Below are 25,215 nucleotides of genomic sequence, written 5' to 3'. Positions count from 1 at the left end.
CGAAAACCGACAAGGAGCACTCATGACCGAGACCCGCAAGCCGTGGCACGGCGTCCTCGTGGCGACCAGCCTGCCGTTCAACGACGACCTCACGATCGACTTCGGCGCCTATGGTGAGAGCGTCGCCTGGCTCGCCGAGCAGGGGCTGCACGGCGTCGCGCCGAACGGCTCGCTGGGCGAATACCAGACGCTGACGCCCGAGGAGCGCGGCCGCGTCGTCGAGACGGCCGTCGCGAACGCCCCCGACGGGTTCACCGTGATGCCGGGTGTCGGCGCCTACGGCGGTCTCGAGGCCAAGCAGCACGCCCAGTTCGCCAAGGACGCGGGCTGCCAGGCCGTCATGTGCCTGCCGCCGAACGCCTACGCCGCCGACGACCGTTCGGTCCTCGAGCACTACGAGCTGGTGGCCTCCGTCGGCCTGCCCGTCACCGCGTACAACAACCCCATCGACACCAAGGTCGACCTGCGCCCCGAACTGCTGGCCAAGCTGCACGCCGAGGGCTTCATCGTCGGCGTCAAGGAGTTCTCCGGTGACGTACGGCGGTGCTACGAGATCTCCGAGCTCGCGCCCGGACTCGACCTCATGATCGGTACCGACGACACCCTTCTCGAGGTCGGTCTCGCCGGCGCCAAGGGCTGGGTCGCCGGTTACCCGCAGGTGTTCCCCCAGGCCTGCCTCGCGCTGTACAACGCGTCCCTCGCCGGTGACCTCGAGACGGCGCTGCCGCTCTACCGCCGGCTGCACCCGGTCCTGCGGTGGGACAGCAAGACGGAGTTCATCCAGGCCATCAAGCTCGGCCAGGAGATGATCGGCCGCCGGGGTGGCATCTGCCGCCCGCCGCGGCAGCCGCTCAGCCCGGAGACGGAGGCCGTCGTGCGCGCCGCCACCCAGGCCCTCATCGACGCAGGGGTGAACTGACGATGCGCTCGACCGTCTGTTATCACGCCGTCGACTCGCACACCGAGGGCATGCCGACTCGCGTGATCACCGGGGGTGTGGGCGTCCTTCCCGGGGCGACGATGTTCGAGCGGCGGCAGCGGTTCATCGCCGAACGCGACCACCTGCGCACCCTGCTCATGTGCGAGCCGCGCGGGCACGCCTCGATGTCCGGGGCCATCCTGCAGCCCCCGACGCGGCCGGACGCCGACTACGGTGTGCTCTTCATCGAGGTCTCCGGCTGCCTGCCGATGTGCGGGCACGGGACCATCGGCGTCGCGACGGTCCTCGTCGAGACCGGAATGGTGGAGGTCGTCGAGCCGGAGACCGTGGTGCGGCTCGACACGCCCGCGGGACTGGTCACGGCCCGGGTACGGGTTCGCGACGGCCACGCCGAGTCGGTGACGCTGGAGAACGTCGCCTCGTACTGCCACGCACTCGACCAGGTCGTCGAGGTCCCGGGGTTCGGGGAGGTGCGCTACGACATCGCCTACGGCGGCAACTTCTACGCCTTCGTCCGGACCGAGGATCTCGGCATCCCCTTCGACCGGGCGGAGAAGCAGCGGCTGCTCGACGCCGGACTGGCCGTCATGGACGCGATCAACAAGCAGAACCCGGTGGCCCATCCGGAGAATCCGGAGATCGACGTGTGTCACCACGTCTATCTGGAGGCCCCTGGGTCGACCGCGGAGCACTCCCGGCACGCCATGGCGATCCACCCCGGATGGTTCGACCGGTCGCCCTGCGGCACGGGCACCAGTGCCCGGATGGCGCAGCTGCACGCCCGCGGGCAGCTGCCGGTCGGCCAGGAGTTCGTCAACGAGTCCTTCATCGGCTCCCGGTTCGTGGGGCGGGTCCTGGAGGAGACGACGGTCGGGGGCCGGCCGGCCATCCGGCCGTCCGTCACCGGCCGCGCCTGGATCACCGGCACCGCCCAGTACATGCTCGATCCGTCGGACCCCTACCCGGCCGGATTCTCCCTCTGAGGTGAGCTCGTATGCCGCCCGCGCGGCATACGGGATGGCCGAAAGTCACACATCCATCACGGATGTCGACGAGCCTCCCGCCCCGTGACACCAACCGTTATTGTCAGCGCAATGTCACACCCTATGAGGTGTGACATTGCACGGCAGGAGTCGTGCGGCCACCGACGAGTTCCGACGAGATCCGGGGATCCACGACAGGAGTGCGGCGGGAGTCGTGCGCCCACCCCCCACGTGCTGCGCAACTCTCCACGCCCGCGAACAGCTATCCGTGCAATGTCACACCTTGCGGAGCCGGGGGTGGCATTGCGCCAGCCGGGGAGCAACCCCGGCCACCGGATGGTCCGCCCGGCGGCGGACCACGCGAGACGGAGTAAGGCATGACCATTGTTCGTCGCGGAACCACGGCGGCAGCCGCCATGGCACTCGGGCTCACCCTCGCCGCATGTGGCAATCTCACTCAGAGCGGTTCCAAGGACAGCGACTCGGGTCCCATCAAGCTCGGGCTGCTCACGCCGCTGACCGGCAGCTCGGCGGCCATCGGCCCCTACATGAAGGACGGCGCCCAGCTCGCTGTCGACGAGATCAACGCCAAGGGCGGGGTCAACGGCCGCAAGCTCTCGCTCAAGGTCGAGGACGAGGCGTGCGACCCGAAGACGGCCGCCGCCGGTGCCGCCAAGCTGGTCAGCTCCGGGATCGACATCTCCGTCGGCGGCTACTGTTCGTCGGCGACCTTGCCGACGATCAGCATCTTCGCCAAGGCGCACATACCGATGGTCATCCCGGCGGCCAACTCCGCCGACCTGCTGAAGGCGCAGAGCGAGAACGTCTTCCTGATCAACGGCACCGGCATCCAGCAGGCGGAGGCGGCGTCGAAGTTCATCCAGGCGCAGGGCAGCAAGCGGGCCGCGCTGATCGACGACAACACCTCGTACTCCGCCGACATCACCGAGCGCACCGGGGACCAACTGGCGCTGACCGGTGTCAAGGTCGCCACCCACCAGTCGGTCACCGCGGGCGAGTCGGACTACTCCGGAGCCGTCAACGCCGTCATGGACTCGAAGGCGGACTTCGTCTACTGGACGGGCTACTACCAGGAGGGCGGACTGCTCATCAAGCAGCTCAAGGCCGCCGGGTACAAGGGCAAGATCATGGTCGCGGACGGCTCGGTCGACGGCAAACTGATCCAGATCGCAGGCAAGAAGAACGCGCAGGGCGTCTTCGCGACGATGACCCAGACGCCGCAGACCATCCCCGGCGGGAAGGCCTGGGTCGCCAAGTACAAGAAGAAGTTCGGCTCCGAGCCCGGCCCGTACTCGACGCAGTCCTACGACGCCGTGCGTGTCGCCGCGGAGGCTGTGCGCAAGGCCCACTCCACCGACGGCGAGGCCGTCACCAAGGCCCTCGAGCAGATCGACGGCTTCAAGATCTTCTCGGGTCCGCTGAAGTTCACGATCCAGCACACGCTGCGCGTCGGTGGTTTCGACATCCTCGTCGTCAAGGACGACAACTTCGTCCTCAACAAGTGACGCCGGCCGGGTGACCGACCCCCCACGGGCGGTCACCCGCGCGGCGATGCTTCCCTACACGCACCGGGAAACACCGCATGGACCACTTCATCCAACTCGTGCTCAGCGGCCTGTTCGTCGGCTCTTTCTACGCCCTGGTCGCACTCGGCTACTCGATGGTCTACGGGATCATCAAACTGCTCAACTTCGCCCACGGCGACCTCTACATGCTCGGCGCGTTCGGCGGCTTCACCGTGCTCAGCGTCGGTGCCGGTGCGCTGGGCGGCGGACTCCTCGCGCTCATCGCCATCATGGTCGTCGCCATGATCGCGACCGGCACCCTCGGCATGGTCCTGGAGCGGGTGGCCTACCGCCCGCTGCGCAGTGCGCCCAAGCTGTCCGTTCTCATCACCGCCGTGGGCGCCAGCTTCGCCCTCGAGTACGGCGTCGCCGTCGCCTTCGGCCCGAACCCGCAGGTCTACCAGATCGGCATCGACGGCGGCACGATGGACATCCTCGGCGCACGGTTGACCTACGCGCAGCTGGCGATGATGGCGATCGCCGTCGTGCTCATGATCGCGCTCGACACCCTGGTGCGGAAAACCCGTTCGGGCCGTGCGATGCGAGCCATCGCGCAGGACCCCAAGGCCTGCCTGCTCATGGGCGTCAACGTCGACCGGGTCATCTCACGGACCTTCCTCCTGGGCTCGGCACTCGCCGGAGCGGCCGGCGTCATGGCCGGTGCGTACTACGGGAAGATCGACTTCCTGATGGGCTTCAGCATCGGGCTCAAGGCGTTCACCGCGGCGGTCATCGGAGGCATCGGCAACCTGCGCGGAGCCGTTCTCGGCGCGGTCGTGCTCGGCCTGCTGGAGTCGTTCGCGGTCGCGTACCTCGGCAGTGAGTGGCGTGACGTCTTCGCGTTCGGCTTCCTCATCCTCTTCCTGACCGTGCGCCCCACCGGGCTGCTCGGCGAGCGCGTCACGGAGCGTGTGTGATGAACGACGAGTCGACCCTGCCCGTCGCCGAGAACGCCTCGGTGTACGTCAGCGCCGTGGAGGAGCGCGCATCCGCGAACGTCGCGCTCGCCGGCAAGGGGGTCGGGATCCCCAGAACGGGCCGTACGGCCGTCGCGGAAGCGCTGTCGGGTGTCCTGTCGAGCAAGTGGCTGGGTCTCGGCGTGGCGGTCGTCGCGCTGGCCCTGCCGTTCCTCGACTCCAGTACGTACGTCATCCAGATCGCGGTGGACGCGCTCATCTTCGTGATGCTCGCCGTGGGGCTGAACATCGTGGTCGGCTACTGCGGACTGCTCGACCTCGGGTACGCCGCGTTCTTCGCGATCGGGGCGTACACCGCGGGACTGCTGTCGACGAAGTACGGCTGGCCGTTGCTCGCGACCATTCCCGTGGTCGTGGTCACCGCGGCCGTCGGCGGACTCGTCATCGGCGGACCGACGCTCCGGCTGCGCAGCGACTACCTGGCCATCGTCACCCTCGGCTTCGGGGAGATCATCCGCATCACGGCGAACAACCTCGACTTCACCGGCGGACCGAACGGCCTGTACGGCATCCCCGACTTCGGTGACTTCGGACTGCGCTCCGACATCGCGCTCTACTGGATCACCGCGGTCATCGTCATCGTCGCCGTGCTCTTCTCCAGCCGGCTCGGGCGTGGCCGGCTCGGCCGGGCATGGCGGTTCGTCCGCGAGGACGAGGACGCCGCCGAGGCGATGGGCATCCACACCTACAAGGTGAAGTTCGCGGCCTACATCGCCGGCGCGGTCTTCGGCGGCATCGCGGGCGTGCTGTTCGCGGCACACCAGACGGCGATCTCCCCGCCGAGCTTCAACTTCCTGTGGTCGGCGCTCATCCTGATGGCCGTCGTCCTCGGTGGTATGGGATCCACGCCGGGTGTCGTCGTGGGAGCCCTGGTGATCTCGCTGCTGCCCGAGTTGCTGCGCGGCGCGGAGAACTGGCGCTATCTCATCTTCGGTCTGCTGCTGATCGTCGTCATGCTCTTCCGTCCGCAGGGACTGCTGCCGGCCCGTGCGGGCGAACCCAGGCGGCGCGGACGCCGAGTACAGGAAGGTGCGTCGTGAGCAAGGTGCTCCTCGATGTGAGGAACATGGCGGTCTCGTTCGGCGGAGTTCGCGCCGTCGACGGCCTGACGTTCTCGGTCCACGAGGGCGAGGTGCTCTCGGTCATCGGCCCCAACGGTGCCGGCAAGACGAGTGCGTTCAACTGCATCACCGGCTTCTACAAGCCGTCCGCGGGCTCGGTGACGTTCGACGGCACCGACATCACCGGCAGACGGCCGGCCGTGATCGCCGCGCGAGGGATCGCGCGCACGTTCCAGAACCTCCGGCTCTTCGGGGACCTGACCGTCCTGGACAACGTGCGGGCAGGCATGCACGTCCGCATCAAGCAGAACTTCCTCGACGCGATGCTGCACACGCCGCGCTACTGGCGTGGTGAGGACGCGGCGACCGGCGAGGCACACAAGTGGCTCGACTTCGTCGGGATGGAGTACGACCGGACGGCACAGATCCGTAACCTGCCGTACGGCGAGCAGCGGCGTGTCGAGATCGCCCGCGCGCTGGCCCGTGAGCCCCGGATGCTCCTGCTCGACGAGCCGGCGGCCGGACTCAACCACGGCGAGAAGGCACAACTGCTCGATCTGATGCGGCGCATCGCCGGTCTCGGGATCGCGGTGGTCCTGATCGAGCACGACATGGGCCTGGTCATGGAGGTGTCCGAACGGATCGTCGTACTGAGCTACGGCAAGGAGATCGCCGACGGCACACCGGCCGCGATCCGGTCGAACCCGGCGGTCATCGATGCCTACCTCGGCGCGGAGGACGAGGAGGCGCACGCGGAGGCCGAACGAATCGCGGCCGAGGCGGGCTCGGGCGGTACGGCGGAGGTGGAGTGGTGAGCACAGTCCTCGACATCAGGGGCCTGGAGGTCGCCTACGGCAAGGTGGAGGCCCTCCGGGGTCTGGACCTCACCGTCGGCGAGGGGGAGATCGTCGCCCTGCTGGGCAACAACGGCGCCGGCAAGTCCACGACGGTCTCGACGATCTCCGGCGTGGTGCGGTCCCAGGCCGGGTCGGTCACGGCGTACGGGGAGGACATCACGGCGGCGACGCCCTGGTCGATCGTCGAACGGGGGATCGTGCACGTGCCCGAGGGCCGGCGGATCTTCTCGCGGCTGACCGTGCACGAGAACCTCCAGCTCGGCGGCTACACCGTGCGCGACGGCGCGTCGATCGACAAGCGGATCAGACAGGTCTACGAGCTGTTCCCGCGGATGGCCGAGCGCCGCGAACAGCAGGGCGGCACCCTCTCCGGCGGTGAGCAGCAGATGCTCGCCATCGGCCGGGCGATGGTCACCGGACCCCGGCTGATCATGCTGGACGAGCCGTCGATGGGCCTGGCGCCGCTGGTCGTGGCCCAGGTCATGGACGCCATCGTGTCGATCAACCAGGCGGGCACGTCGGTGCTGCTCATCGAGCAGAACGCACGGGCCGCGCTGAAGGTGGCCCACCGCGGCTACGTCATCGACTCCGGCCGTGTGACGCTGGCCGGGTCAGCCGCCGACCTGCGCGCCGACCCGCAGGTCGTCGAGGCCTACCTGGGAGCGTGAGGGATGACACCGACGGGACCGATCGAGACGATCGACTGGCACACCGGTGGCGAGCCGTTCCGGATCGTGCCGGACAGCCCGGACGCGGTGACCGGTGACGGGCTCACCGTCGCCGAGCGCCGGATCCTCGCGACCGAGAGCGACGAAGTGCAGTGGCTGCGGGCACTGTTGTGCAGTGAGCCCCGCGGCCACGCGGACATGTACGGCGGCTTCCTGGTCCCACCGGACGACGCCGGCGCCCATCTGGGGGTCCTGTTCTGGCACAAGGACGGGTTCTCGACGGCCTGCGGACACGGCACGATCGCCCTCGGGGCCTGGGCGGTCGCCTCGGGCCGGGTGCCGGCCCCTGCCGACGGGCTGACCGACGTCGTGGTCGACGTGCCCTCGGGGCGCGTCACGGCGACCGTCCGCACCAGCGGGGGCCTCGTCGAGGACGTGACGTTCACCAACGTCGCGAGCCACGTCCACGCCCGCGGCGTCGAGGTCGCGACCTCGCGCGGCACGGTCACCGTCGACATCGCTTTCGGCGGTGCGATGTACGCCGTGCTGCCGGCCGCGGCGACCGGCCTGCGAGTCCGGCCGCAGGACGTCACCGAGCTCATTGCGGCGGGCCGTGAGATCCGCGACGGCCTCAACGCCGCCGGTGCCGCCGAGCACCCTGGTGATGCCCGGCTCTCCGGAATCTACGGGACGATCTTCACCGAGGAGGTGCGCCCTCCGCGGCTGCGGTCCGACGGCACTCGGCAACTGCACCAGCGCAACATCACGGTGTTCGCCGACGGCGAGGTCGACCGGTCCCCGTGCGGTTCGGGCACCTCGGCCAGGGTCGCGCTGCTGGCCGACGCCGGGGAACTGTGTCCCGGTGACGAATTGCGGCACGAGTCCGTGGTGGGCTCCGTCTTCCGCGCACGGATCACGGAGCGGACCACGGCGCACGGAAGGCCGGCGGTGATCACGGCGGTGACGGGCACGGCCCACGCCGTGGGGACCTGCCGGTTCACCGTCGATCCCCGCGACGTTCTCGTTCCCGGGTTCGTGTTGCGATGAGCGTGATCCTCGACGCCGAGGACGTCTTCTCGCTCGGTCCCGTCGCCGCGGTCGCCGCGATCCGTCGTGCTCTGGCCGAGGGGCTCGATCCTGATGGCGACGTGCCGCGCTCCGTCATCGCGCTGACCAACGGCCAGGGACTGCTCATGCCGTCGGAGTCCAGAGGCTGGTTCGGGGTCAAGGTCGCGACCGTCGCTCCCGGCAATGCCGCGCGCGGACTGCGGCGGATCAATGCGACGTACATCCTGCACGACAGCGAGACGCTGACCCCCGTCGCGATCCTCGACGGGGTCGCGTTGACGACCCTGCGCACGCCCGCGGTCGCGGTCGCGGCCTGTCTGGACCGGCTACGGGATCTCGCGGACTCCTCCGCCGACGGGCTGCGGATCGTGGTCTTCGGGACGGGTCCGCAGGGCGAGGGGCATGTGCGCACGATCGGGGCCCACGTACCGGTCGCCGATGTCACGGCCGTCACGCGCTTCGGCGGTGCGGCCCCGGCATGGGCGGACCGTCATCTGGCGGCGGGCGACGCGACGGTCGTCGGCCGCGTATGCGGTGCGGACGTCGTCGTCGCGGCGACCTCGGCCCGTGAACCGGTCGTCGACGGGCACCTCGTGCGCGACTCGGCGGTCGTGCTGGCCGTCGGTTCCCATGAGCCGGAGGCGCGTGAGCTCGACGGTGCGCTCATGGGACGCGCGACGGTCGTCGTGGAGAGCCGCGACATCGCGTTCCGCGAGGCCGGCGACGTCGTCCTCGCGGTGCGGGAGGGCAGGCTCGACCCGGACTCACTGGTGACCATGGCCGATCTGCTCGGCTCGGGAGCGGCTGTGCGGCCCGACCGCCCGATGGTCGTGAAGACGAGCGGCATGGCATGGGAGGACCTCGTGGTGGCCGTCGAGGTGTACAGACAGGCGGGCAGGAGAGTGTGAGTTCCGCCGCCCGGGGGCCTGCTCGCGGCGCGGGCCCCCGGCCCACAGGCGCCGGTGGTCTCATGAGGATCCGTGATCTGCCCGCAGCTGGATCCGGTCGCCGCCGCCCTGGGGCACGGCCGGGGCGGAGGGGAGCCGCCCCGGCCGTGGGGAAGGATCGGCACCGGCGTGCCGGGACCGGTCAGTACTGGGTGGAGACGGTGACCCCGGAGAAGCTCTGGTTCGCGTAGAGGGTGATGTAGTTGTAGCCGGCCGGGGGGTTGGTGATGGTCAGGGTGTGGCTGTTGCCCGTGCCGGTGGAACGGTTGGTGTAGCTGGTGCTGGTGGCCCAGCCGTTGCTGTTGTAGTAGAGGTCGGCGTCACCGGTGCCGCCGGACGTGGTGATCTTCAGCTGGGACACGCCGGACGGCAGGTTGATGTAGAGGTAGTCGTTGTTGCCGGTGGTGGCGGACCGGTTGCTGCGCTGGCAGTCCTGGCCCAGTACCCGGGTGTCCACTGCGGTGCACTCCGGGGTGGTGCCCCCGCCGCAGTTGCCGGCCGCGCAGGTCGACAGCCAGGTGTACCAGTCGCTGTCGTAGCGGGTACCGATGGTGCCGGTCAGGTAGGCGCGGGCGGCGCTCCAGTTGCCCGCCCGGTAGTAGCCGAGCACCGTGTCCATGTCCGCGCGGTGGTTCTGGAGCATGTACCGGGTGGCGAGGTAGCCCCAACGGTAGATGCGGGTGGTGTCGTTGCTGTACGTGGTGTCGAACAGGGTGCTCAGGGCGTAGGTGCGCCGGCCGGCCTCGGTCATGGCCTCGTTGTAGGTGACACCGCGGTAGGAGTAGGACACGTACTCCGCGAAGCCCTCGATCCACCAGACGGTCGGCGTGGTGATCCCGGTGTTGAAGTCGCCGTACATGTCGAACCGGCCGTCGAGGTAGTGCGTGTACTCGTGGTTGAGGTTCCAGATCTGGAAGTCCGGGCGCAGCCACTCGGCCTCGTAGGCGACGAAGCGGGGCTGGTTGCCGGCCGCCGCCGGGTCACCCTCGAGGTACATGCCGCCGTTGTTGGTGTCGATTCCGTACATGACACCGGCGTAGGTCTGGTAGTCGGTGCTGGAGTCGAAGACGACGACTTCGATCGTGGTGTTGTTGTCGTTGGCGACGGGGCCGCTGTCACGGACGACGTTGTGGAAGTACGCGTCCTGGTTGCGCAGGCTGGTGCAGGTGGACGACAGCTCGCTCGAGGTCATCTGCTGGGCCTTGATGGTGATGCTCGAGCTGCACGGGTAGGTCACCGTCAGCACCGAGCTCGCCAGCTGCGACTGCAGGTTGCAGGTGCCGTAGTAGGAGCAGTTGGCCTTGTCGTAGCTGTCGGTCATCCCGGCCACGCCGACCCAGAGCGGTGCGGTGGTGCCGGTGATCGAGCTCGAGTTCAGCAGGCCGGCGGCCAGCGGGCGGACCTTGGGCAGCAGCGTGGAGTCCTGGAGGAAGCGGCCGAGTTCACGTCCGGCGTTGGACGTGAGGTAGGCCTTGTCGGTGCCCAGCAGCGAGAGGTGACTGGCCGCGAAGCTGTACAGCGCGTCGATCAGACTGGGGTCGGACTCGACGGCGGACACGAACGCGGGAACCTGGTGCCCGCGGAAGGCCACCGTGTAGACGTTGTTGACCGCGCTGAGCATCCACCAGGACGAGTTCCAGGAGGAGTCGTAGGCCCCCAGCAGCCGCTTGAGGACGTAGATGTAACGGGCGTTCTCCTCGGCGCTGTCGATCAGGGTGACCGCTTCGGCGAGGGTCTCACCGTTGGCGTCGGTGACGTCGCTGGAGTGCGAGCTGGAGAAGAACGCGTCGAGACCCGCACGGATGGCGGTCTGCAGGGTGCTGCCGTAGGCGCCCACCGTGCCGGCGTCGTAGTAGTGGACGTAGTAGCCCGCGCGCAGGTAGAGCACGAGCTGCGGCATGCCGGTGCTGGAGTCGCCGGGGTAGGACGCCGAGCCGTCGCGCAGGGCGTAGGCGACGGTGGTCATCTGGGCCTCGCGGAAGGCGTAGTAGGCGTCGCTTCCGGTCAGCTTGAACAGGGTGTTGATGCAGTCGGTCGTGGACGCCTCGATCTGCTGCACCAGCGCGCTGCCGGTGCGGCTGGTGAAGTCGGAGACGTTGCACGTGGCCGCAGCGGTGAGAGTGCTCTTTCCGGCCGCGCCCCTGCCCGCCGTCTTCATCGACATGGAGGGCCGGACCGGCAGGTGCTCGGGCCGGCCGTAAGGCTCCTTGAGCGCGTCCTTGCTCGCTCCCAGCGGCGGGAGGGCGGACGCCTTCAGGCGTCCCTTGCCGACGTGGTCGGTCTCGGCGGTGGCGGACTGTGCCACGGGCGGAGCGCCGGGGTGCTTCCCGCCTCCGGCCGCGGCCCGTGCGGCGGACACGGGGGTTCCCGTCCGCGCGCTGGCCGGCTGCGCCAGCAGGCCGGTGCCCATGGCGAAGGCCAGGGCCAGCGGCAGCGCCGCTCCCAGACTTCGCCGGACAAGTGACTTTTTCACTAACGCCTCCCATGAGGGGTGGGACCACGCGATGGGTGTGGTCCAGGGGACGAGAGGGGTCGTGGGCCGGGAAGAACGCCGTCGGCATGACGCGAGCACGACCACTGGGATTGACATGCTCACAACCACGACCTGTCACATGTACCATTGCACAGGTGACATGACTCAGGGAAGGCATTCGGCGAAATCAGAGTTGGCCAACTGGTGTACGGCGCAAGGGTGTTGGGTCAGAAGGTCAGGAAAGGCCCTGGTGAGCGGGCCCCTGTTCGTCTTTCTCGGCTCGGGGGCACCGCGCCGCCGGAGCGGGTCGCCGAGCCGGCGACGGCAGCGACAGGCCGGGGGCCGTGGCCGGTGCGCCGGCGACCGCCGATGCGCCGGGTCCGGCCGCCGCAGAACCGTGCACGGTCGCCGCGGAACCGCGTGCGGGCGGCACCGCCGAGGGACGCGTGCCGACGGGGGACACGCACGGGTTCCAGAAGATCACTTGCAGGTGCCGCTGCGTCGGTCTAGGCCGGCGCGGTGAACGTGAGTGAGGCCCTGGCCGACGTGAGGGATGCCCCGGCCGTCGGCTTCGGCAGCCGTACGAACCGGCTCCAGGCGGTCGACGGGCGCATGCAGCGGTGACGGGCCCGCAGGCGTCGGGGAAGGGTCTGCCCGCTCAGCTGCCTCGACGTACTCGCGGTGGCGCAGGAGGAGAGCTTCGCCGTGACCGAACACCGCGAAGCCGGACCGACCGGCCCCGGCATGAGGGGCCGAAGGCTCCGGTGATGCGACCGGAAGCGCTACTGGACACCGGCCCGAAGAGCCGGACCCTGGTCTTCGGCGTCTGTCCGGCCGTCCGCCCACAGGGTACGGACATGCGCGAGATGGAGGCGCATGCAGTTCTCCGCCTCCTCGCCCCGGCCGGCCACCAGCAGGTCGAGAAGTTCGACGTGCTCCTGGGCGGAAGCAACCAGGCGCCCCGTCTCGTTCAGGCTGCCCAGTCCGAAAAGACGCGACCGCTTGCGCAGATCGGCCACCACCTCCACGAGATGGCGGTTGCCGGCCAGCGCCAGCAGCTCCAGATGGAACCGGTGATCGGCTTCGAGGTACTTGAGGACGTCGTGCTCCTGGGCCGCCGTGACGATCTCCTGCGCCAGCGGGCGCAGGGTCTCCAACTGCTCGACGCTCGCCGTCGCGGCGACACGGCCCACGGTGGGGACCTCGATCAGGGTGCGGATCTCGGTGAACTCGTCGAGGTCCTGGTCGGTCATCTCGGTGATACGGAAGCCCTTGTTGCGCACCGCTTCGACCAGGCCCTCCCTGGCCAGGTCCAGCATGGCCTCGCGCACCGGGGTGGCGGACACGCCGAGTTCCGCCGCCAGGGTGGGGGCGGAGTAGATCACACCCGGACGCAGCTCGCCTGCTATGAGGGCTGCCCGGAGCGCCGTGGCGACCTGGTCGCGCAGATGGGTCTGGACGGAGATCACCTGCGGTTTGAGATGAGGCATCTTCGCTCCTCCGACTGTCCAGCCCACCGACCTCCTACTATACAATGTCACGTTGCTTTAGGGTCCCGGCGGCGGCCCGCCCCCCGGCGAGGGCCTGGCGCAAGCGCAGGGAATGGAATCAGCGCAGAGACGCCATCCACGTCTCGACCTCGTCCGCGCCGCGCGGCAGGCCCGACGACAGGCACACGGCCCCGTCGGCCGTGATGACGAAATCGTCCTCGATCCGCACACCGATGCCGCGCAGTTCCCCGGGCACTGTCAGATCGTCGGGCTGGAAGTACAGTCCGGGCTCGACGGTGAGGACGTGACCGGCCTCGAGCACACCGTCCAGGTAGGTCTCGCTGCGGGCACTGGCACAGTCGTGGCAGTCCAGCCCGAGCATATGTCCCGAGCCGCAAAGGGTGTACCGGCGGTACAGCTCGGACACGGAGGTCGAAGCCGTCCTGCCATGCGGCCGCAGGCCCCAGGCGTCGAGTCCCTCGGCGATGACACGCATCGCGGCGTCGTGGAAGTCGCCGTACCGGGCGCCGGGCCGCAGCGCGGCGATACCTGCCGTCTGAGCGGCGAACACCAGGTCGTAGACGCGGCGCTGGGCATCGGTGAAGCGTCCGCTGACCGGCAGCGTCCGGGTCACGTCCCCGGTGTAGAAGGAGTCGGCCTCGACACCCGCGTCCAACAGGAGCAGGTCCCCCTCCCGCACCGGGCCGTCGTTGCGCATCCAGTGCAGGACGCAGGCGTGTGCCCCGGCCGCCGCGATGGTCTCGAAGCCCAGGCCGTAACCCCCGAGCCGGGCACGCCGGTTGAAGGTGCCCTCGATCCAGCGCTCTCCCCGGGCAAGGCGCGTGGCGTGGCGCAGTTCACCGACGACGTCGTGAAAACCGGCGACCGTGCAGTCCACGGCCGCACGCAGCTGGCCGACCTCCCACTCGTCCTTGACCAGCCGCAGCTCCGACAGAAAGGTGACCAGTTCGGCGTCGGCCTGCGGAGCCGGCGGCACCAGCGCGTCGACGTGCGTGTCGGCACCGCGCAGCACGCGGGTCGGGACGTTCCTGCCGAGGGCCCGCTCCAGATCGTCGCGCGCGGCGACCTCGATGCCGAGTGCTTCCGCGGTCTCCGTGAGCGTCCGGCGCCGGCCGGTCCAGAACTCGCCGTACCGCCGGTCGCTGTAGAACTCCGCGCCGTTCGGTCCGCCACCGCGCGGCGACCGCGGCCGGGTGAACAGGGTGACCGAGTGTCCGCTCCCGGTGGGTTCGAAGACGAGGACGCTGTCGGGGACTGCCTGCGTCCCCTGCTCGGCGGTGAGATGGACGAACGCGGAGTGCGGCCGGAACGCGTAGTCGAAGTCGTTGCTCCGGACCTTCAGCCCTCCTGACGGGACGACGATCCGTTCACCGGGAAACCGTTCGGACACCGCTGAGCGCCGCTCGGCCGCGCGCGCCGCTCCCGGCACGAGCGGCAACTCCAGGTCCGTATCCGCCCACCCTCCGTCGAAGGGGCCGGCCGCCGTGGCCGGTACATCACGATCGTCCCTGCTCATACCGTGCAAGCCGTCCTGTTCTTCCATCGAAGGAAATACCCATGTGTTGTGATCCGCCGTACGGCGGCATGAACTGCGGCACGCCGTGGCCGACCACAACCTGGGGTGCGGTCGGCCCGTGGCCGGTCGCACCCCGCGTGGGGCGCACGCGGCGGGAAGACGTCAGCTGCGCAGCCGGGCCATCCAGGCCTCCACCTCGCCCGCCTCCCGTGGCAGGAGGGCCGAGAGATTCTCGTTGCCCTCCTCGGTCACCAGGATGTCGTCCTCGATCCGTACACCGATGCCGCGATATTCCTCGGGAACGGTCAGGTCGTCGGACTGGAAGTAGATGCCTGGCTCGACGGTGAGCACCATGCCCGGTTCCAGCGTGCCGTCCACGTACATCTCGGTCCGGGCCTTGGCGCAGTCGTGGACGTCCAGGCCGAGCATGTGACCGGTGCCGGCCAGGGTCCAGCGGCGCTGCAGTCCGAGTGCGCAGGCCTCCTCCGCGGACCGGTCCCCGAACAGGCCCCAGGCGGCCAGGTGCTCGGCCAGAACCCGCTGGGCGGCGTCATGGAAGTCCCGGTACGCGGCACCCGGCTTGACCGCGGCGATGCCGGCCTCCTGCGCCGCGTACACCGCTTCGTAGATCTTGCGCTGGACCGGGGTGAAACGACCGTCGACGGGCAGGGTGCGAGTGACGTCGGCCGTGTAGAGGTTACGGGTCTCCACCCCGGCGTCGAGCAACAGAAGATCACCAGGGCGGGCGTCGCCGTCGTTGCGGACCCAGTGCAGGATCGTGGCGTGGGATCCCGCCGCGCAGACCGACGCGTAGCCGACGTCATTGCCCTCGAGCCGGGCGCGCGTCCAGAACCTGCCCTCGATGAGCCGTTCGGGAGTCGGCGCGGTGGCGTCGAGGACACGGACGACGTCCTCGAAGCCGAGGGCGGTGGCCTCGCAGGCGAAGCGGAGGTCGGCGATCTCGAACTCGTCCTTGACCAGACGCATTTCCGAAAGAGCCACCCGGAACTCGTCGTCGTGCTCGGCGGTCACCTTCCCCTCGAGAGCGGCGTCGACGCCGGCGTCGTGGCCCCGCAGCAGGCGGACGGGGCCGGTGGCCGCGCCGAGCCGGCCGGCCAGAGTGCGGACATCGCGGCAGGGCAGGCCGAGCAACTGCTCGTTCTCGGCCGGACTGTTGCGGCGCCCCTCCCAGAGCTCACCGTGGTAGTCGAGCCAGAACTCACCGTTCTCGCGGTCGGAACGCGGGAGCATGTAGGCGATCGCCTGGTGCCCGCCGGAACGACCGGGTTCCATCACCAGCACGGCGTCCTGGGACTGGTCGCCGGTCAGGTAGACGTAGTCCGAGGAGGGCCTGAAGGGGTAGGCCGTGTCGTTGGCGCGGACCTTCGGGTTGCCGGCGGGGATCACCAGCAGCTCACCGGGGAAGCGTGCGGACAGCGCCCTCCTGCGCCGCGCGGTGTGCACCGCTTGGGTGGCCGGTTCGAGGTCGTGGCGCTCGGTGTCCGCCCAGCCCTGCTTCATGTTCTCGGCGAGCTCGGCGCTCACCTGACGGTACAGACCGTTTTTCCGGTGCTTGTTCTCGTCCGTCTCCGTTGCCACTGTCGCCTTCTGTGTCGAATCCGTCATGGGCGTTGTCGCAGTGCGCATCGCACCGCCCGGTAATCGCCGGAACCACGTCGCCGGGAGGTGGCCGGCAGCAGCTCCTTCCCGGCCGGGGTCACCGACCTGGGCCGCTCCGACGGTTACCGTCGTACAGCCGCTGGAACACACGAACACTCCTGAACCGGACGGCACTGGCGGTGCAAGAGGCGCAGGGAACGGACGTGCTCCATCCCGGTGGGGCAGCGGCGCGAAGTGGAGACTTCCACGGTGGGCTCCACCGGGACAACGGGTAGAGGCATAAGAGAACGAGCGGCCCAGCCATAAGGTCAGGAAGTCGTCTCCAGCGGGCCGGCCGCGAGGTGTACGGAGGGAACCGAGCGCGCAGGACGGGTGCCTCGGCTCATCTCTATGCTGCGCGGCATGACCGCCCTTCGCAGCTCATCCGGGGGGGCGGTGCGCTCTGCGTACGGAGAGGAACATGCGGCACATGCACATCGAAAAGGTGGCGACGAAGGGCCGCGGCCCGGAAACGCGTTACGACCGCGACGAGTTCGGCTGTACCTGGACGGACTCGGCCCCCGGTGGCCTTTCCTTCGCTCACAACGGGTGCGACGCGCGGATCATCCCTGTGCTTCGCCGGGTGACCGAGGCGTTTGCGCAGCGCACGCGAGGAGTGGTGCGCTGTGCTCACTGAGAGGGACCTGAACCACAGGGCTGTTGAGGGTGCGCGCTTCTTCCGTGCAGTGACGGTGTTGGCGGCTGCCGTGCTCCTCGTCGCGGGATGCCAGGCTCACGGCGAGGACAACTCCTCGACGCGCTCCGGGCCGACTGCGTCGGACGGACGCGCGGTCAATCCGCTCAAGAACCCGGACGGCACGAAGCCAGGGCTCGCGCCCGTGACGGCGGACGCGGACAAGGCGGCGGCCCGCAAGCTCATCGAGGGCCTGTCCACGAAGGGGCGGGGGCCGAAGACGGGCTACGACCGCGACAAGTTCGGCTACGCCTGGATGGACACGGCCGACGGGGTGCCACTCGCGAGGAACGGGTGCGACACGCGAAACGATCTCATTCGTCGTGATGGCCACAACCTTCGTTTCCGGGCCGGCTCCGACTGCGTGGTCATCGCCATGACCCTGTACGACCCCTACACCGCGACGGTCATCGAGTGGCGCAAGCAGAAGGCGACCGAAGTGCAGATAGACCACGTGGTGCCGTTGTCCTACAGCTGGCAGATGGGTTCGTCGCACTGGCCGAAGAGCAAGCGCGAGCAGCTTGCCAACGACGTGCTGAATCTGGTTCCGGTCGAGGGGCGAGCCAACTCGGCCAAGGGGGATTCCGGACCTGCCTCCTGGCTGCCGCCCAACAAACAGATCAGGTGTGCCTATGTGGTCCGGTTCGCGCAGGTTGCCCTCAAGTACGACCTCGCGGTGACCCGGGCGGACAAGGCGATGATGTTGAAGCAGTGCGAAGGCGGATAGCAGTGCCAGGCGTTCGACGGCTCTTCGCGATTGAGGGTGCAACGGAGTGGCGGGCGTTGCGCGCCACATCCTCGTGTCGGTTGCTGCTTGGGGCTACGACCTCGCCCTACGCCTCGCGGCGGCACCTGACTGTCGTCGACGAAGGTCACCGGGGTCGACGAGCACGTCTGGTGCCACACCCGCCGGGGCGACGAGTACGTCACCGTCAGCTCTCCCGGCGGCATTCCCGCTCGGACTGCTTCAGGCGCGCGAGCTCATGTACGGACTGCCGGTCACGCCTGCCGACAAGGAGTCGACGCTGGAGCGGTGCGGCGGATGAGGGCATGCCGCCGGTTGCCGGTGTTCAGGCGATGGCGGTGGCAGTGGCGGCCAGGTCGGCCGAACGTGGGCCGGGGACACGGCGGGGGGGCTGATGCCCCAGGCCACCTGCTCGAACCATCGGCCGGCCGGGCTCAGCCGCCCAGCGCGTCCAGGTCGACGATCTTCCCGGCGGGCTTGCGCGCCGGGACCGGCTTCTCGAAGTCGCTGAAGGACAGGTGCACCGGCTCCTCGGCGCCGGCCGAGCTGTCGACCTTCAGCAGATACGGCCTGCCCTCGGTCGCCACGTACAGCGTGTAGCGGTCCTTGCCCTCCTTCTCGTGCAGGACGATCGCCGGGACGCCGTCGACGGTGGTGTTCTTCCCGCGCGTGGCGTCCGAGTCGGCGTCGCCCGCGCCGCCCAGCACCGAGTCCAGGTCGCAGAAGCCCGCGATGTCCTTGGCGTCCTGCCCCTTGACGGCCATCTTCGCCCACTTGCCGGCCAGCAACGACACGGCTGCGTCGGTGTCGGCCCTGGACTCGCCCTCGCTCTGCGCGCGCAGGAACGCCTCGTCGTACTTCATGTAGACGGTGTTGCCGGTCTTGATCAGGTCGGCCTTGCCCTGGCCGCCCATGCCCATCGTGCCGGCGCACTCGCCCTTCTTGTCCAGGGCCATGTCGAGCCGGATGGTGCCCTTGCTCTCGTCGTCGGCGACCTCGCCCTTCATCCGCAGCGACGAGGCTCCTGTGGTGGCCTTCATGGCCCGGTCGGCGATCTCTGCGCCGCTCAGCCCGGGGAACGGCCCCTTCGGCTTGCTGTCCGCCTTGTCCTGCCCCGGCAGACACCCGGTGAGCCCCGCAGCAGTCGCGGCGGCGAGACAGAGAGCGGCAAGTGCGGTACGGCGCATGGCAGGTCCTTGTTCGAGAAGCGAGGTGCGTGGTGGTGGTGCGGGGTGGCGCTTCGAGGTGCGTGGTGGTGCATGGAGTGTGTGGTGATCTTGGCGGGGCTTGGTGGTGCGGCCCGGGGGTTCGGGGCGTGCGCCCGGCGCAGGGCCGGTGCGGGCCGGGCGCACGCCGTCCCGGTGTGCTGACCGCAGGCGTCAGGCCGTCTTCTTCCAGTCGCCGCAGCCGGTCGTCTTGAAGTAGGCGTCCGTCGCGCGGATGGTGACGACGGCCGTGCCGGTCACGTTGTTGTTGGCGATGATCGAGTCCAGCCCGTGCTCGGCGTCCTTGGTGCGCTCCCAGTAGCAGGAGTCGTCGGCGTTGCCGGTCGACTTGTAGGTGCCCGGCGCGATGTCCGTGCCGACCTTGAACATGCCCCCGCTGCCGCGCATGGAGGTGGCGGGCGTCCCCTTGGCCTTCGGGTCGACGGCCTCCCAGTCCTTGCAGCCGCTGGACTTGAAGAGCTTGTCGGTGGCCTTGACGGTGACGTAACTCGTGCCGGTGACGTTGTCGTTGGCCAGCAGCGAGTCCGTGTCGCCCGAGGCGTCCTTGGCCCGCTCCCAGTAGCACATGTCGTCGGTGTTGCCGGTCGTGCGGTAGGTGCCCGGCTTCAGGTCGGTGCCGACCTGGTACTCGCCGTCCCCGTCGAAGGCGGCCTTCTTCTTCTCGGCCGCCTTCGCGCTGCCGCCGTCCTTCTTGCCACCGGGCTTGTGGCCGGCGGAGGCCGAAGAGCCCTTGTCGCTGCTGCCGGAACCGCTGTCCTTGTCGCCGCCCCCGGCGTTCGCCGACACGACACCGATGACGACGACCCCCACGACGGCGCCCAGCGCGACCTTGCCCTTCATCCCCATGACGGGTCCCTCCCCTGTGCGGCGGCCTCCCCCTCTGGTGGCCGCTCGTTCGCTGGGTCAATAAGAGCAGAGCCTGTGAACCGAGTCAACATGATTCACAGGGGAAGTTGAGTACACGCTCGTGAATGCGCAGGTCCTGTGTACGCCGCTATGCTCAGTGCACACACGTGGACGAGGGGAGCGGGGCCGGTGCAGGACAACGCGACAGAGGTGACCGCGGCCGGTATCGCCCGGCTGGCCGGAGTGGGCCGGGCCGCCGTCAGCAACTGGCGCCGCCGCCACGCCGACTTCCCCAAGCCGGTCGGCGGCACCGAGACCAGCCCGTCCTTCGCTCTCGCCGAGGTCGAGGGCTGGTTGCGCAGGCAGGGCAAGCTCGCCGAGGTCCCGCTGCGTGAACGCGTCTGGCAGCAGCTCGCCGGCCACCCGGAGGGCCCGGTCACCGCCCTGGTGCAGGCGGGCAGCGTGCTGCTGCTGATCCACGAGCGCCCCACCGTCTGGCTCGACGTCAGCGCAGGCTCCGACGAACGCCTCGCCGCGATGCTGCCGGGCGTCCTGGAGCAGGTTCTGACCCCGCGTTTCGGCGTCACGCACAGCCGTCGTGTTCACAGCACGGGGGCATCGGGCAGCGCAGAGGCTGTGAACGCTACGGCACCTGTGAACACCAGGATGCCGACTCACACGGCAGCGAGCGCCCCGACCGTGATGTCTGTGAACACCCCGTCCGCTGTGAACAGCGGTCCCGCGTTGCACGTCCCCACCGGTCCCGAACTCCTCCCGTCCGTCCCGCTCCTGCGCGGCGCGGCCGAGCTGGCCGCGGAGGCCGGGGCGCGGCAGGCCTTCGAGTTCCTGCTGGGCAGGCACCTGGACGCCAACCCCCGCCAGTACACGCTCACCCCGGCCGAACTCGCCGGCCTCATGGCCGACCTGGCCGGCCCCGCCCGGACCGTCCTGGACCCCGCCTGCGGCACCGGCGCCCTGCTGCGCGCCGTCGACACCCGGCCGGACCAGGAGCTGTACGCCCAGGACAGCGCCCACGACCTCGCCGCGCTCACCGCGCTGCGGCTCGCGCTGCACGCACGCGCCGACGTGCGCGGCGCCGCCGGCGACACCCTGCGCGCCGACGCCTACCCGGAGCTGCGTGCCGACGCGGTCCTGTGCCACCCGCCGTTCAACGAGCGCAACTGGGGCCACGACGAACTCGCCTACGACCCCCGCTGGGAGTACGGCTTCCCCGCGCGCACCGAGTCCGAGCTGGCCTGGGTGCAGCACGCGCTGGCCCGGCTCGCCGACGGCGGCAGCGCCGTCCTGCTCATGCCCCCGGCCGCCGCCTCCCGCCGTTCCGGGCGCCGGATCCGGGCCGACCTGCTGCGCCGGGGCGCGCTGCGGGCCGTGGTCGCGCTGCCGGTCGGTGCGGCGCCGCCGTACAACATCCCGCTCCACGTGTGGGTGCTGCGCCGCCCCGACCGGACGCCGGCCGCGCCCGAGGTGCTGCTCGTGGACACCGGGCGGTTCGCCGGCGAGGGGCGCGGCGGACCCGACTGGGCGGCGGTGCGCGACGCCGTCCTGGACGCCTGGCGTGTCTTCGAGCGTGACGGGCGGCTGGAGGAGCGGCCAGGACTGGCCCGTTCCCTGCCCGTCATCGAACTCCTCGACGACGACGTGGACCTCGCTCCCGCCCGGCATCTGCCGCCCGCCGCCGTGGCCGACGGCGCCGAGCAGCTCACCGCGGTGCGCGAGCGCCTCGGCGTGACCCTGCGCCTGACCGCCGACCTCACCCCGCCCCCCGCCACCCCGGCCCCGGCCGCGCGCTGGCCGCTCACCACCGTCGGCGAACTCGCGCGCGGCGGCGCCCTGGTGATGCGCACGGGCGGAAACGGCGGCCACGCGCGCGTGCCCGTGCTCACCGACCACGACGTCCTGGCCGGCACGGCACCCTCCGGGACCCTCCCCGAGAGCGACGAGGAGGCGGTGCTGACCGAGCCCGGCGACGTCGTCGTGCCGGTGCTCGGCGGCGGCTCGGTCGCCCGTGTGATCGACGACGTGACAGGGGGCGCCGCCCTGGGGCGCAACCTCGTGCTCCTGCGCCCCGATCGCACGGCGCTCGACCCCTGGTTCCTCGCCGGCTTCCTGCGCGGCACCGCCAACAACCGTCAGGCCAGCAGTTACGCCTCCACCGCCACCCGTCTGGACGTGCGCCGCCTCCAGCTGCCCCGCCTCCCGCTGGAGGAACAGCGGCGCTATGGCGCGCGCTTCCGCGCACTGGACGAGTTCGAGCGGGCCCTGCGCCACGCGAGCCGCCTCGGGGAGCAGCTCGTGCGCGGGATGTACGACGGGCTCACGGACGGGACGGTGGCGCCGGAATGAACGACGTGATCGGCGAGACAACGGTTCGGTACAAGGCGAACCGCTTGTCCGTGCCTGGCCATATGCTCGATGCGATAATCGGAGTCAGGCATCAGGAGCAGCCATGCAAGGCCACGGCTACGTACAGCCGGTGAAGCAGCCGCCGCACACCGGGTGGCTGGTCTTCCTGCGCGTACTGTTCGTGGCGGTCGGTATCTTCACCCTCGGAATCTTCGCCTGGGTGATGCTGCTGCGGCTGGCCGTTGTCACGCGTCGGCCACTGGACTGGGGCCTGTTCACGACGGCGCTGGTGACCGACTCCGTCAGCATGGTGTTCCTGGCGACCGAGCCCGGCGACGAGATCCACACCGCCCGCGGCTGGCTGGGCCTGTTCCTGCTGCTCTTCACACTGGTGTGCGCGACGGCGTACTACCTCTCCGCGGAGATACGCCACTTCATGCTGGTGCAGCAGACCTGGCAGGCGCGGCGCCCGGCCCCGGCGTACGGCTACCCGGCCGCCGGCGCGCCCCCGTTCACCGCGACGACCGTACCGATGGCACCGGCCCCGCCCCTGCCGCAGCCTCCGCCGACCCCCTCCCGGCCGCCGACCGGTTCTCAGCCTCCGCTGACCGGTTCTCAGCCTCCGCTGACCCCGTCTCAGCCTCTGCTCGCCACCCCGCCGCCCCAGCGTCCGGCGCCCGCGCGGATCGACCAGGTGCGCGCCGAACTGGACGAGCTGAGCGACTACCTGCGCAAGCACGACGGCCAACAGGGCGGCAACCACGAAGGCGGAAGGTGAGCGTGGCGACGGGACGTGTCGTCGCCGGCCGTTACGAACTGTCCACGCTCATCGGGCAGGGCGGCATGGGCCAGGTGTGGACGGCGTACGACCAGCGGCTCGACCGGCGCGTGGCGGTGAAGCTGCTGCGCCCGGACAAGGTGGCCGGACAGGAGGCGGACGAGCTGCGCCGCCGGTTCGTGCGCGAGTGCCGGGTGACCGCGCAGGTCGACCACCCGGGGCTGGTCACCGTGCACGACGCGGGCAGCGAGGGCGAGGAACTGTTCCTCGTCATGCAGTACGTCGACGGCGCCGACCTCTCCGACCACCTCGCCGAGCACGACCCGTATCCGTGGCAGTGGGCGGTCGCGGTCGCCGCGCAACTGTGCGCCGTGCTGAGCGCCGTACACGCCGTGCCGATCGTCCATCGTGACCTCAAGCCGCGCAATGTGATGGTGAAGCAGGACGGCACGGTCACCGTGCTCGACCTCGGCGTGGCGTCGGTCATGGACACCGACACCACCCGCCTCACCCACACCGGCTCACCCATCGGCTCGCCCGCCTACATGGCGCCCGAGCAGGCGATGGGCGGCGCGGTCGGTCCGTACACCGACCTGTACGCGCTGGGTGTGCTGATGCACGAACTGCTCAGCGGTGAGGTGCCGTTCGCCGGTTCCACCGCGCTCGGCGTGTTGCACCGGCACCTGTACGAGCCCCCGCTGCCCGTGCGCCGGATCCGCCCCGAGGTTCCCGAGGCGCTCGAAACCCTCGTTCTCAGGCTGCTCGCCAAGGACCCGCAGCACCGTCCGGCCTCCGCGCAGGAGGTGTACGAGCACCTGGCCGTGATGCTGCCCGCGCGTGGAATGCCGACGGGGGCGCCTCTGGACCCGACGCGCCCCTTCCTGCGCCCGCACGCCCCCTGGCCGGACCGTGCGCGGACACCCGCGCCCCAGCCCGCCCCCGTCGCGCCCGCGCCGCCGGTGGCCGAGAAGCCCGATGTCGCCGCCGCCGTGGACGATGTCAAGCGCCTCCTGGGGGAGGGCCGCATCACCCAGGCCGTGGACATCCTCGGCGCGATCCTGCCCGCTGCCGCCGAACAGCACGGCGAGCACTCCCCGGTCGTCCGCACCCTGCGCAAGCAGTACGCGGCCACGCTCCTGGACGACGGCCAGTACCGGCGCGCACTGCCCGAACTGCGCCGTCTCGCCGACGAGCGAGCCGCCGAGGCCGGCCAGGCCGACCCGCAGTCCCTGCGCTACCGCTACGAGGCCGCCCAGTGCCTGGAGCAACTGGGCGAACCGGCGGCGGCGCTCGCCGAGTACCGTGCGCTGCTGCCGTACTACGAGAACCAGTACGTCTCCGGCGACCCGCAGCTCGCCCACGACGTGCGCCGTCGCATCGGCCACCTGCTGCTCGCCCTCGGCGACCGCCCGGCCGCGCACGACACGCTCGCGCGGCTGCTGATGGACGTGGAGCGCCTGCACGGCCCCGGCCATCCCCTCGCGGCGGACGTCCACCGCACACTGCAGTGGCTGGGCCAGGTGCGCGGCTAGCACTTTCCGTTCCGGCGGGCGCGACGGTGCCCGAAGCGCGCGTGAATCGTTGGTCCAATGGGTTGGCCGCGGCCTGCCCACTGCCTACCATCGATCACCGCAAGACTTTGTGCACCGCCGCACAATCTCCTCGGGAGGCTTCCTTGCACCGCCGTCGCACCGCGCTCGTCCTCACCGCCGCGATCGCCGCCGCGGCCCCCCTCCTCACCGCCTGCGGAAACGATGCGCACCCGGGTGCGGCGGCCGTTGTCGGCGGACAGCGGATCACCGTCGCCCAGCTGCAGAACCGGGTCAACGAGGTCCGCAAGGCCCAGCGGGCCGCGGTGCCGGACGAGGCCCAGTACCAGCAGGTCCTCGCCTCCACCGGCAGCCTCACCCGCGACACCCTGCACAACATGGTCCTGGACCGGGTGCTGCGCCGCGCCGCGCGGGACGCGGACGTCACCGTCACCCGCAGGGAGGTGCAGCAGATGCGCGCCGGCCTGGAGCAGCAGGCGGGCGGCGCCAAGGGGCTGCAGATGGTCTGGCTGCAGAAGTACGGCATCGCGCCCGAGCGTCTCGACGACAACCTGCGCCTGCAGCTGGAGGCGCAGAAGCTCGCCTCGAAGCTCGGCACCGACACCACCCAGCCCGCTTTCTGGAAGGCCCTGTCCAAGGCCTCCGCGGAACTCCACATCGACCTCAATCCGCGCTACGGCTCGTGGGACGTGCAGCGGAGCAGCCGGGTGGACGCGAAGACGCCGTGGGTCCGCGAGGTCACGGCGAGCGGCGGACAGCCGCTGTC

The 25,215-nt window shown here is 70.1% G+C and carries 21 protein-coding genes; 15 read left to right on the top strand and 6 right to left on the bottom strand.

What is annotated here, in order from left to right:
- The first annotated feature begins 22 nt into the window (after positions 1 to 22).
- From K7G59_RS25345 to K7G59_RS25305, 9 genes are all read left to right on the top strand, one after another.
- Positions 23 to 919: a dihydrodipicolinate synthase family protein gene (locus tag K7G59_RS25345; protein ID WP_225838025.1), complete on the top strand. Its 897-nt coding sequence runs from the start codon at positions 23 to 25 to the stop codon at positions 917 to 919.
- Between the two features lie 2 nt (positions 920 to 921).
- Positions 922 to 1,923 carry a proline racemase family protein gene (locus tag K7G59_RS25340; protein WP_225838019.1) on the top strand — a complete coding sequence of 334 codons (1,002 nt, stop codon included), beginning with the start codon at positions 922 to 924 and terminating at the stop codon, positions 1,921 to 1,923.
- 377 nt (positions 1,924 to 2,300) lie between these two features.
- Positions 2,301 to 3,449, top strand: coding sequence for a branched-chain amino acid ABC transporter substrate-binding protein (locus K7G59_RS25335; protein WP_225838017.1), 1,149 nt, complete (start codon positions 2,301 to 2,303; stop codon positions 3,447 to 3,449).
- A gap of 77 nt (positions 3,450 to 3,526) precedes the next feature.
- Entirely contained in the window at positions 3,527 to 4,426 is a 900-nt protein-coding gene (locus tag K7G59_RS25330; RefSeq protein ID WP_225838015.1) for a branched-chain amino acid ABC transporter permease, read from the top strand.
- On the top strand, positions 4,426 to 5,526 hold the full coding sequence (locus K7G59_RS25325; protein ID WP_225838013.1) for a branched-chain amino acid ABC transporter permease: 1,101 nt from the start codon (positions 4,426 to 4,428) through the stop codon (positions 5,524 to 5,526). The genes K7G59_RS25330 and K7G59_RS25325 overlap by 1 nt, the downstream gene beginning before the upstream one ends.
- Positions 5,523 to 6,362, top strand: a complete 840-nt coding sequence (locus tag K7G59_RS35100) for an ABC transporter ATP-binding protein (RefSeq protein ID WP_308295087.1) — start codon at positions 5,523 to 5,525, stop codon at positions 6,360 to 6,362. Before K7G59_RS25325 ends, K7G59_RS35100 begins: the two co-directional genes overlap by 4 nt.
- On the top strand, positions 6,359 to 7,072 hold the full coding sequence (locus tag K7G59_RS25315; protein ID WP_374114279.1) for an ABC transporter ATP-binding protein: 714 nt from the start codon (positions 6,359 to 6,361) through the stop codon (positions 7,070 to 7,072). Before K7G59_RS35100 ends, K7G59_RS25315 begins: the two co-directional genes overlap by 4 nt.
- A 3-nt stretch (positions 7,073 to 7,075) precedes the next feature.
- Positions 7,076 to 8,119 (top strand): proline racemase family protein, encoded by a 1,044-nt coding sequence (locus K7G59_RS25310; protein WP_225838011.1) that lies wholly within the window; start codon positions 7,076 to 7,078, stop codon positions 8,117 to 8,119.
- A complete protein-coding gene (locus K7G59_RS25305) occupies positions 8,116 to 9,048 on the top strand; it encodes an ornithine cyclodeaminase family protein (protein WP_225838009.1) in 933 nt (310 codons plus the stop codon). The genes K7G59_RS25310 and K7G59_RS25305 overlap by 4 nt, the downstream gene beginning before the upstream one ends.
- Before the next feature lie 181 nt (positions 9,049 to 9,229).
- Here the strand turns inward: K7G59_RS25305 and K7G59_RS25300 are convergent, their stop codons facing one another.
- The 4 genes from K7G59_RS25300 to K7G59_RS25285 all read right to left on the bottom strand — a co-directional run bounded on the left by K7G59_RS25300 (position 9,230) and on the right by K7G59_RS25285 (position 16,213).
- On the bottom strand, positions 9,230 to 11,560 hold the full coding sequence (locus tag K7G59_RS25300; RefSeq protein ID WP_374114278.1) for a M9 family metallopeptidase: 2,331 nt from the start codon (positions 11,558 to 11,560) through the stop codon (positions 9,230 to 9,232).
- Between the two features lie 782 nt (positions 11,561 to 12,342).
- Positions 12,343 to 13,050 (bottom strand): GntR family transcriptional regulator, encoded by a 708-nt coding sequence (locus tag K7G59_RS25295; RefSeq protein WP_225838008.1) that lies wholly within the window; start codon positions 13,048 to 13,050, stop codon positions 12,343 to 12,345.
- 118 nt (positions 13,051 to 13,168) lie between these two features.
- On the bottom strand, positions 13,169 to 14,587 hold the full coding sequence (locus K7G59_RS25290) for an aminopeptidase P family protein (protein WP_225838006.1): 1,419 nt from the start codon (positions 14,585 to 14,587) through the stop codon (positions 13,169 to 13,171).
- Positions 14,588 to 14,749: 162 nt separating this feature from the next.
- Positions 14,750 to 16,213 carry an aminopeptidase P family protein gene (locus K7G59_RS25285; protein WP_374114277.1) on the bottom strand — a complete coding sequence of 488 codons (1,464 nt, stop codon included), beginning with the start codon at positions 16,211 to 16,213 and terminating at the stop codon, positions 14,750 to 14,752.
- Between the two features lie 463 nt (positions 16,214 to 16,676).
- Between K7G59_RS25285 and K7G59_RS25280 the strand changes: the two genes are divergently transcribed.
- The gene (locus tag K7G59_RS25280; RefSeq protein ID WP_374114276.1) at positions 16,677 to 16,883 is read left to right on the top strand and encodes a hypothetical protein; all 207 of its coding nucleotides are present in this window, start codon (positions 16,677 to 16,679) and stop codon (positions 16,881 to 16,883) included.
- A gap of 55 nt (positions 16,884 to 16,938) precedes the next feature.
- Positions 16,939 to 17,667: an HNH endonuclease family protein gene (locus tag K7G59_RS25275; RefSeq protein ID WP_225838178.1), complete on the top strand. Its 729-nt coding sequence runs from the start codon at positions 16,939 to 16,941 to the stop codon at positions 17,665 to 17,667.
- Between the two features lie 452 nt (positions 17,668 to 18,119).
- Here K7G59_RS25275 and K7G59_RS25270 read toward each other — a convergent pair whose 3' ends face one another.
- Both K7G59_RS25270 and K7G59_RS25265 read right to left on the bottom strand, forming a co-directional pair.
- A complete protein-coding gene (locus K7G59_RS25270) occupies positions 18,120 to 18,872 on the bottom strand; it encodes a hypothetical protein (RefSeq protein WP_225838003.1) in 753 nt (250 codons plus the stop codon).
- A gap of 192 nt (positions 18,873 to 19,064) precedes the next feature.
- Positions 19,065 to 19,757 (bottom strand): hypothetical protein, encoded by a 693-nt coding sequence (locus K7G59_RS25265; protein WP_225838001.1) that lies wholly within the window; start codon positions 19,755 to 19,757, stop codon positions 19,065 to 19,067.
- Between the two features lie 189 nt (positions 19,758 to 19,946).
- Here K7G59_RS25265 and K7G59_RS25260 point away from each other — a divergent pair, with 189 nt between their 5' ends.
- The 4 genes from K7G59_RS25260 to K7G59_RS25245 all read left to right on the top strand — a co-directional run.
- The gene (locus K7G59_RS25260; RefSeq protein WP_225837998.1) at positions 19,947 to 22,121 is read left to right on the top strand and encodes an N-6 DNA methylase; all 2,175 of its coding nucleotides are present in this window, start codon (positions 19,947 to 19,949) and stop codon (positions 22,119 to 22,121) included.
- A gap of 103 nt (positions 22,122 to 22,224) precedes the next feature.
- Positions 22,225 to 22,899, top strand: a complete 675-nt coding sequence (locus tag K7G59_RS25255; protein ID WP_225837996.1) for a hypothetical protein — start codon at positions 22,225 to 22,227, stop codon at positions 22,897 to 22,899.
- A gap of 38 nt (positions 22,900 to 22,937) precedes the next feature.
- Positions 22,938 to 24,431 (top strand): serine/threonine-protein kinase, encoded by a 1,494-nt coding sequence (locus K7G59_RS25250; protein WP_263976750.1) that lies wholly within the window; start codon positions 22,938 to 22,940, stop codon positions 24,429 to 24,431.
- 143 nt (positions 24,432 to 24,574) lie between these two features.
- Positions 24,575 to 25,215, top strand: a 641-nt coding sequence (locus K7G59_RS25245; protein WP_225837992.1) for a SurA N-terminal domain-containing protein, incomplete at its 3' end; no start/stop codon positions are given.

The sequence above is a fragment of the Streptomyces sp. NK08204 genome, assembly GCF_020400585.1.
GTDB lineage: Bacteria > Actinomycetota > Actinomycetes > Streptomycetales > Streptomycetaceae > Streptomyces.
Note: the sequence above shows the minus strand (reverse complement) of the source record. Positions and strands in the feature narration are given on the sequence as shown.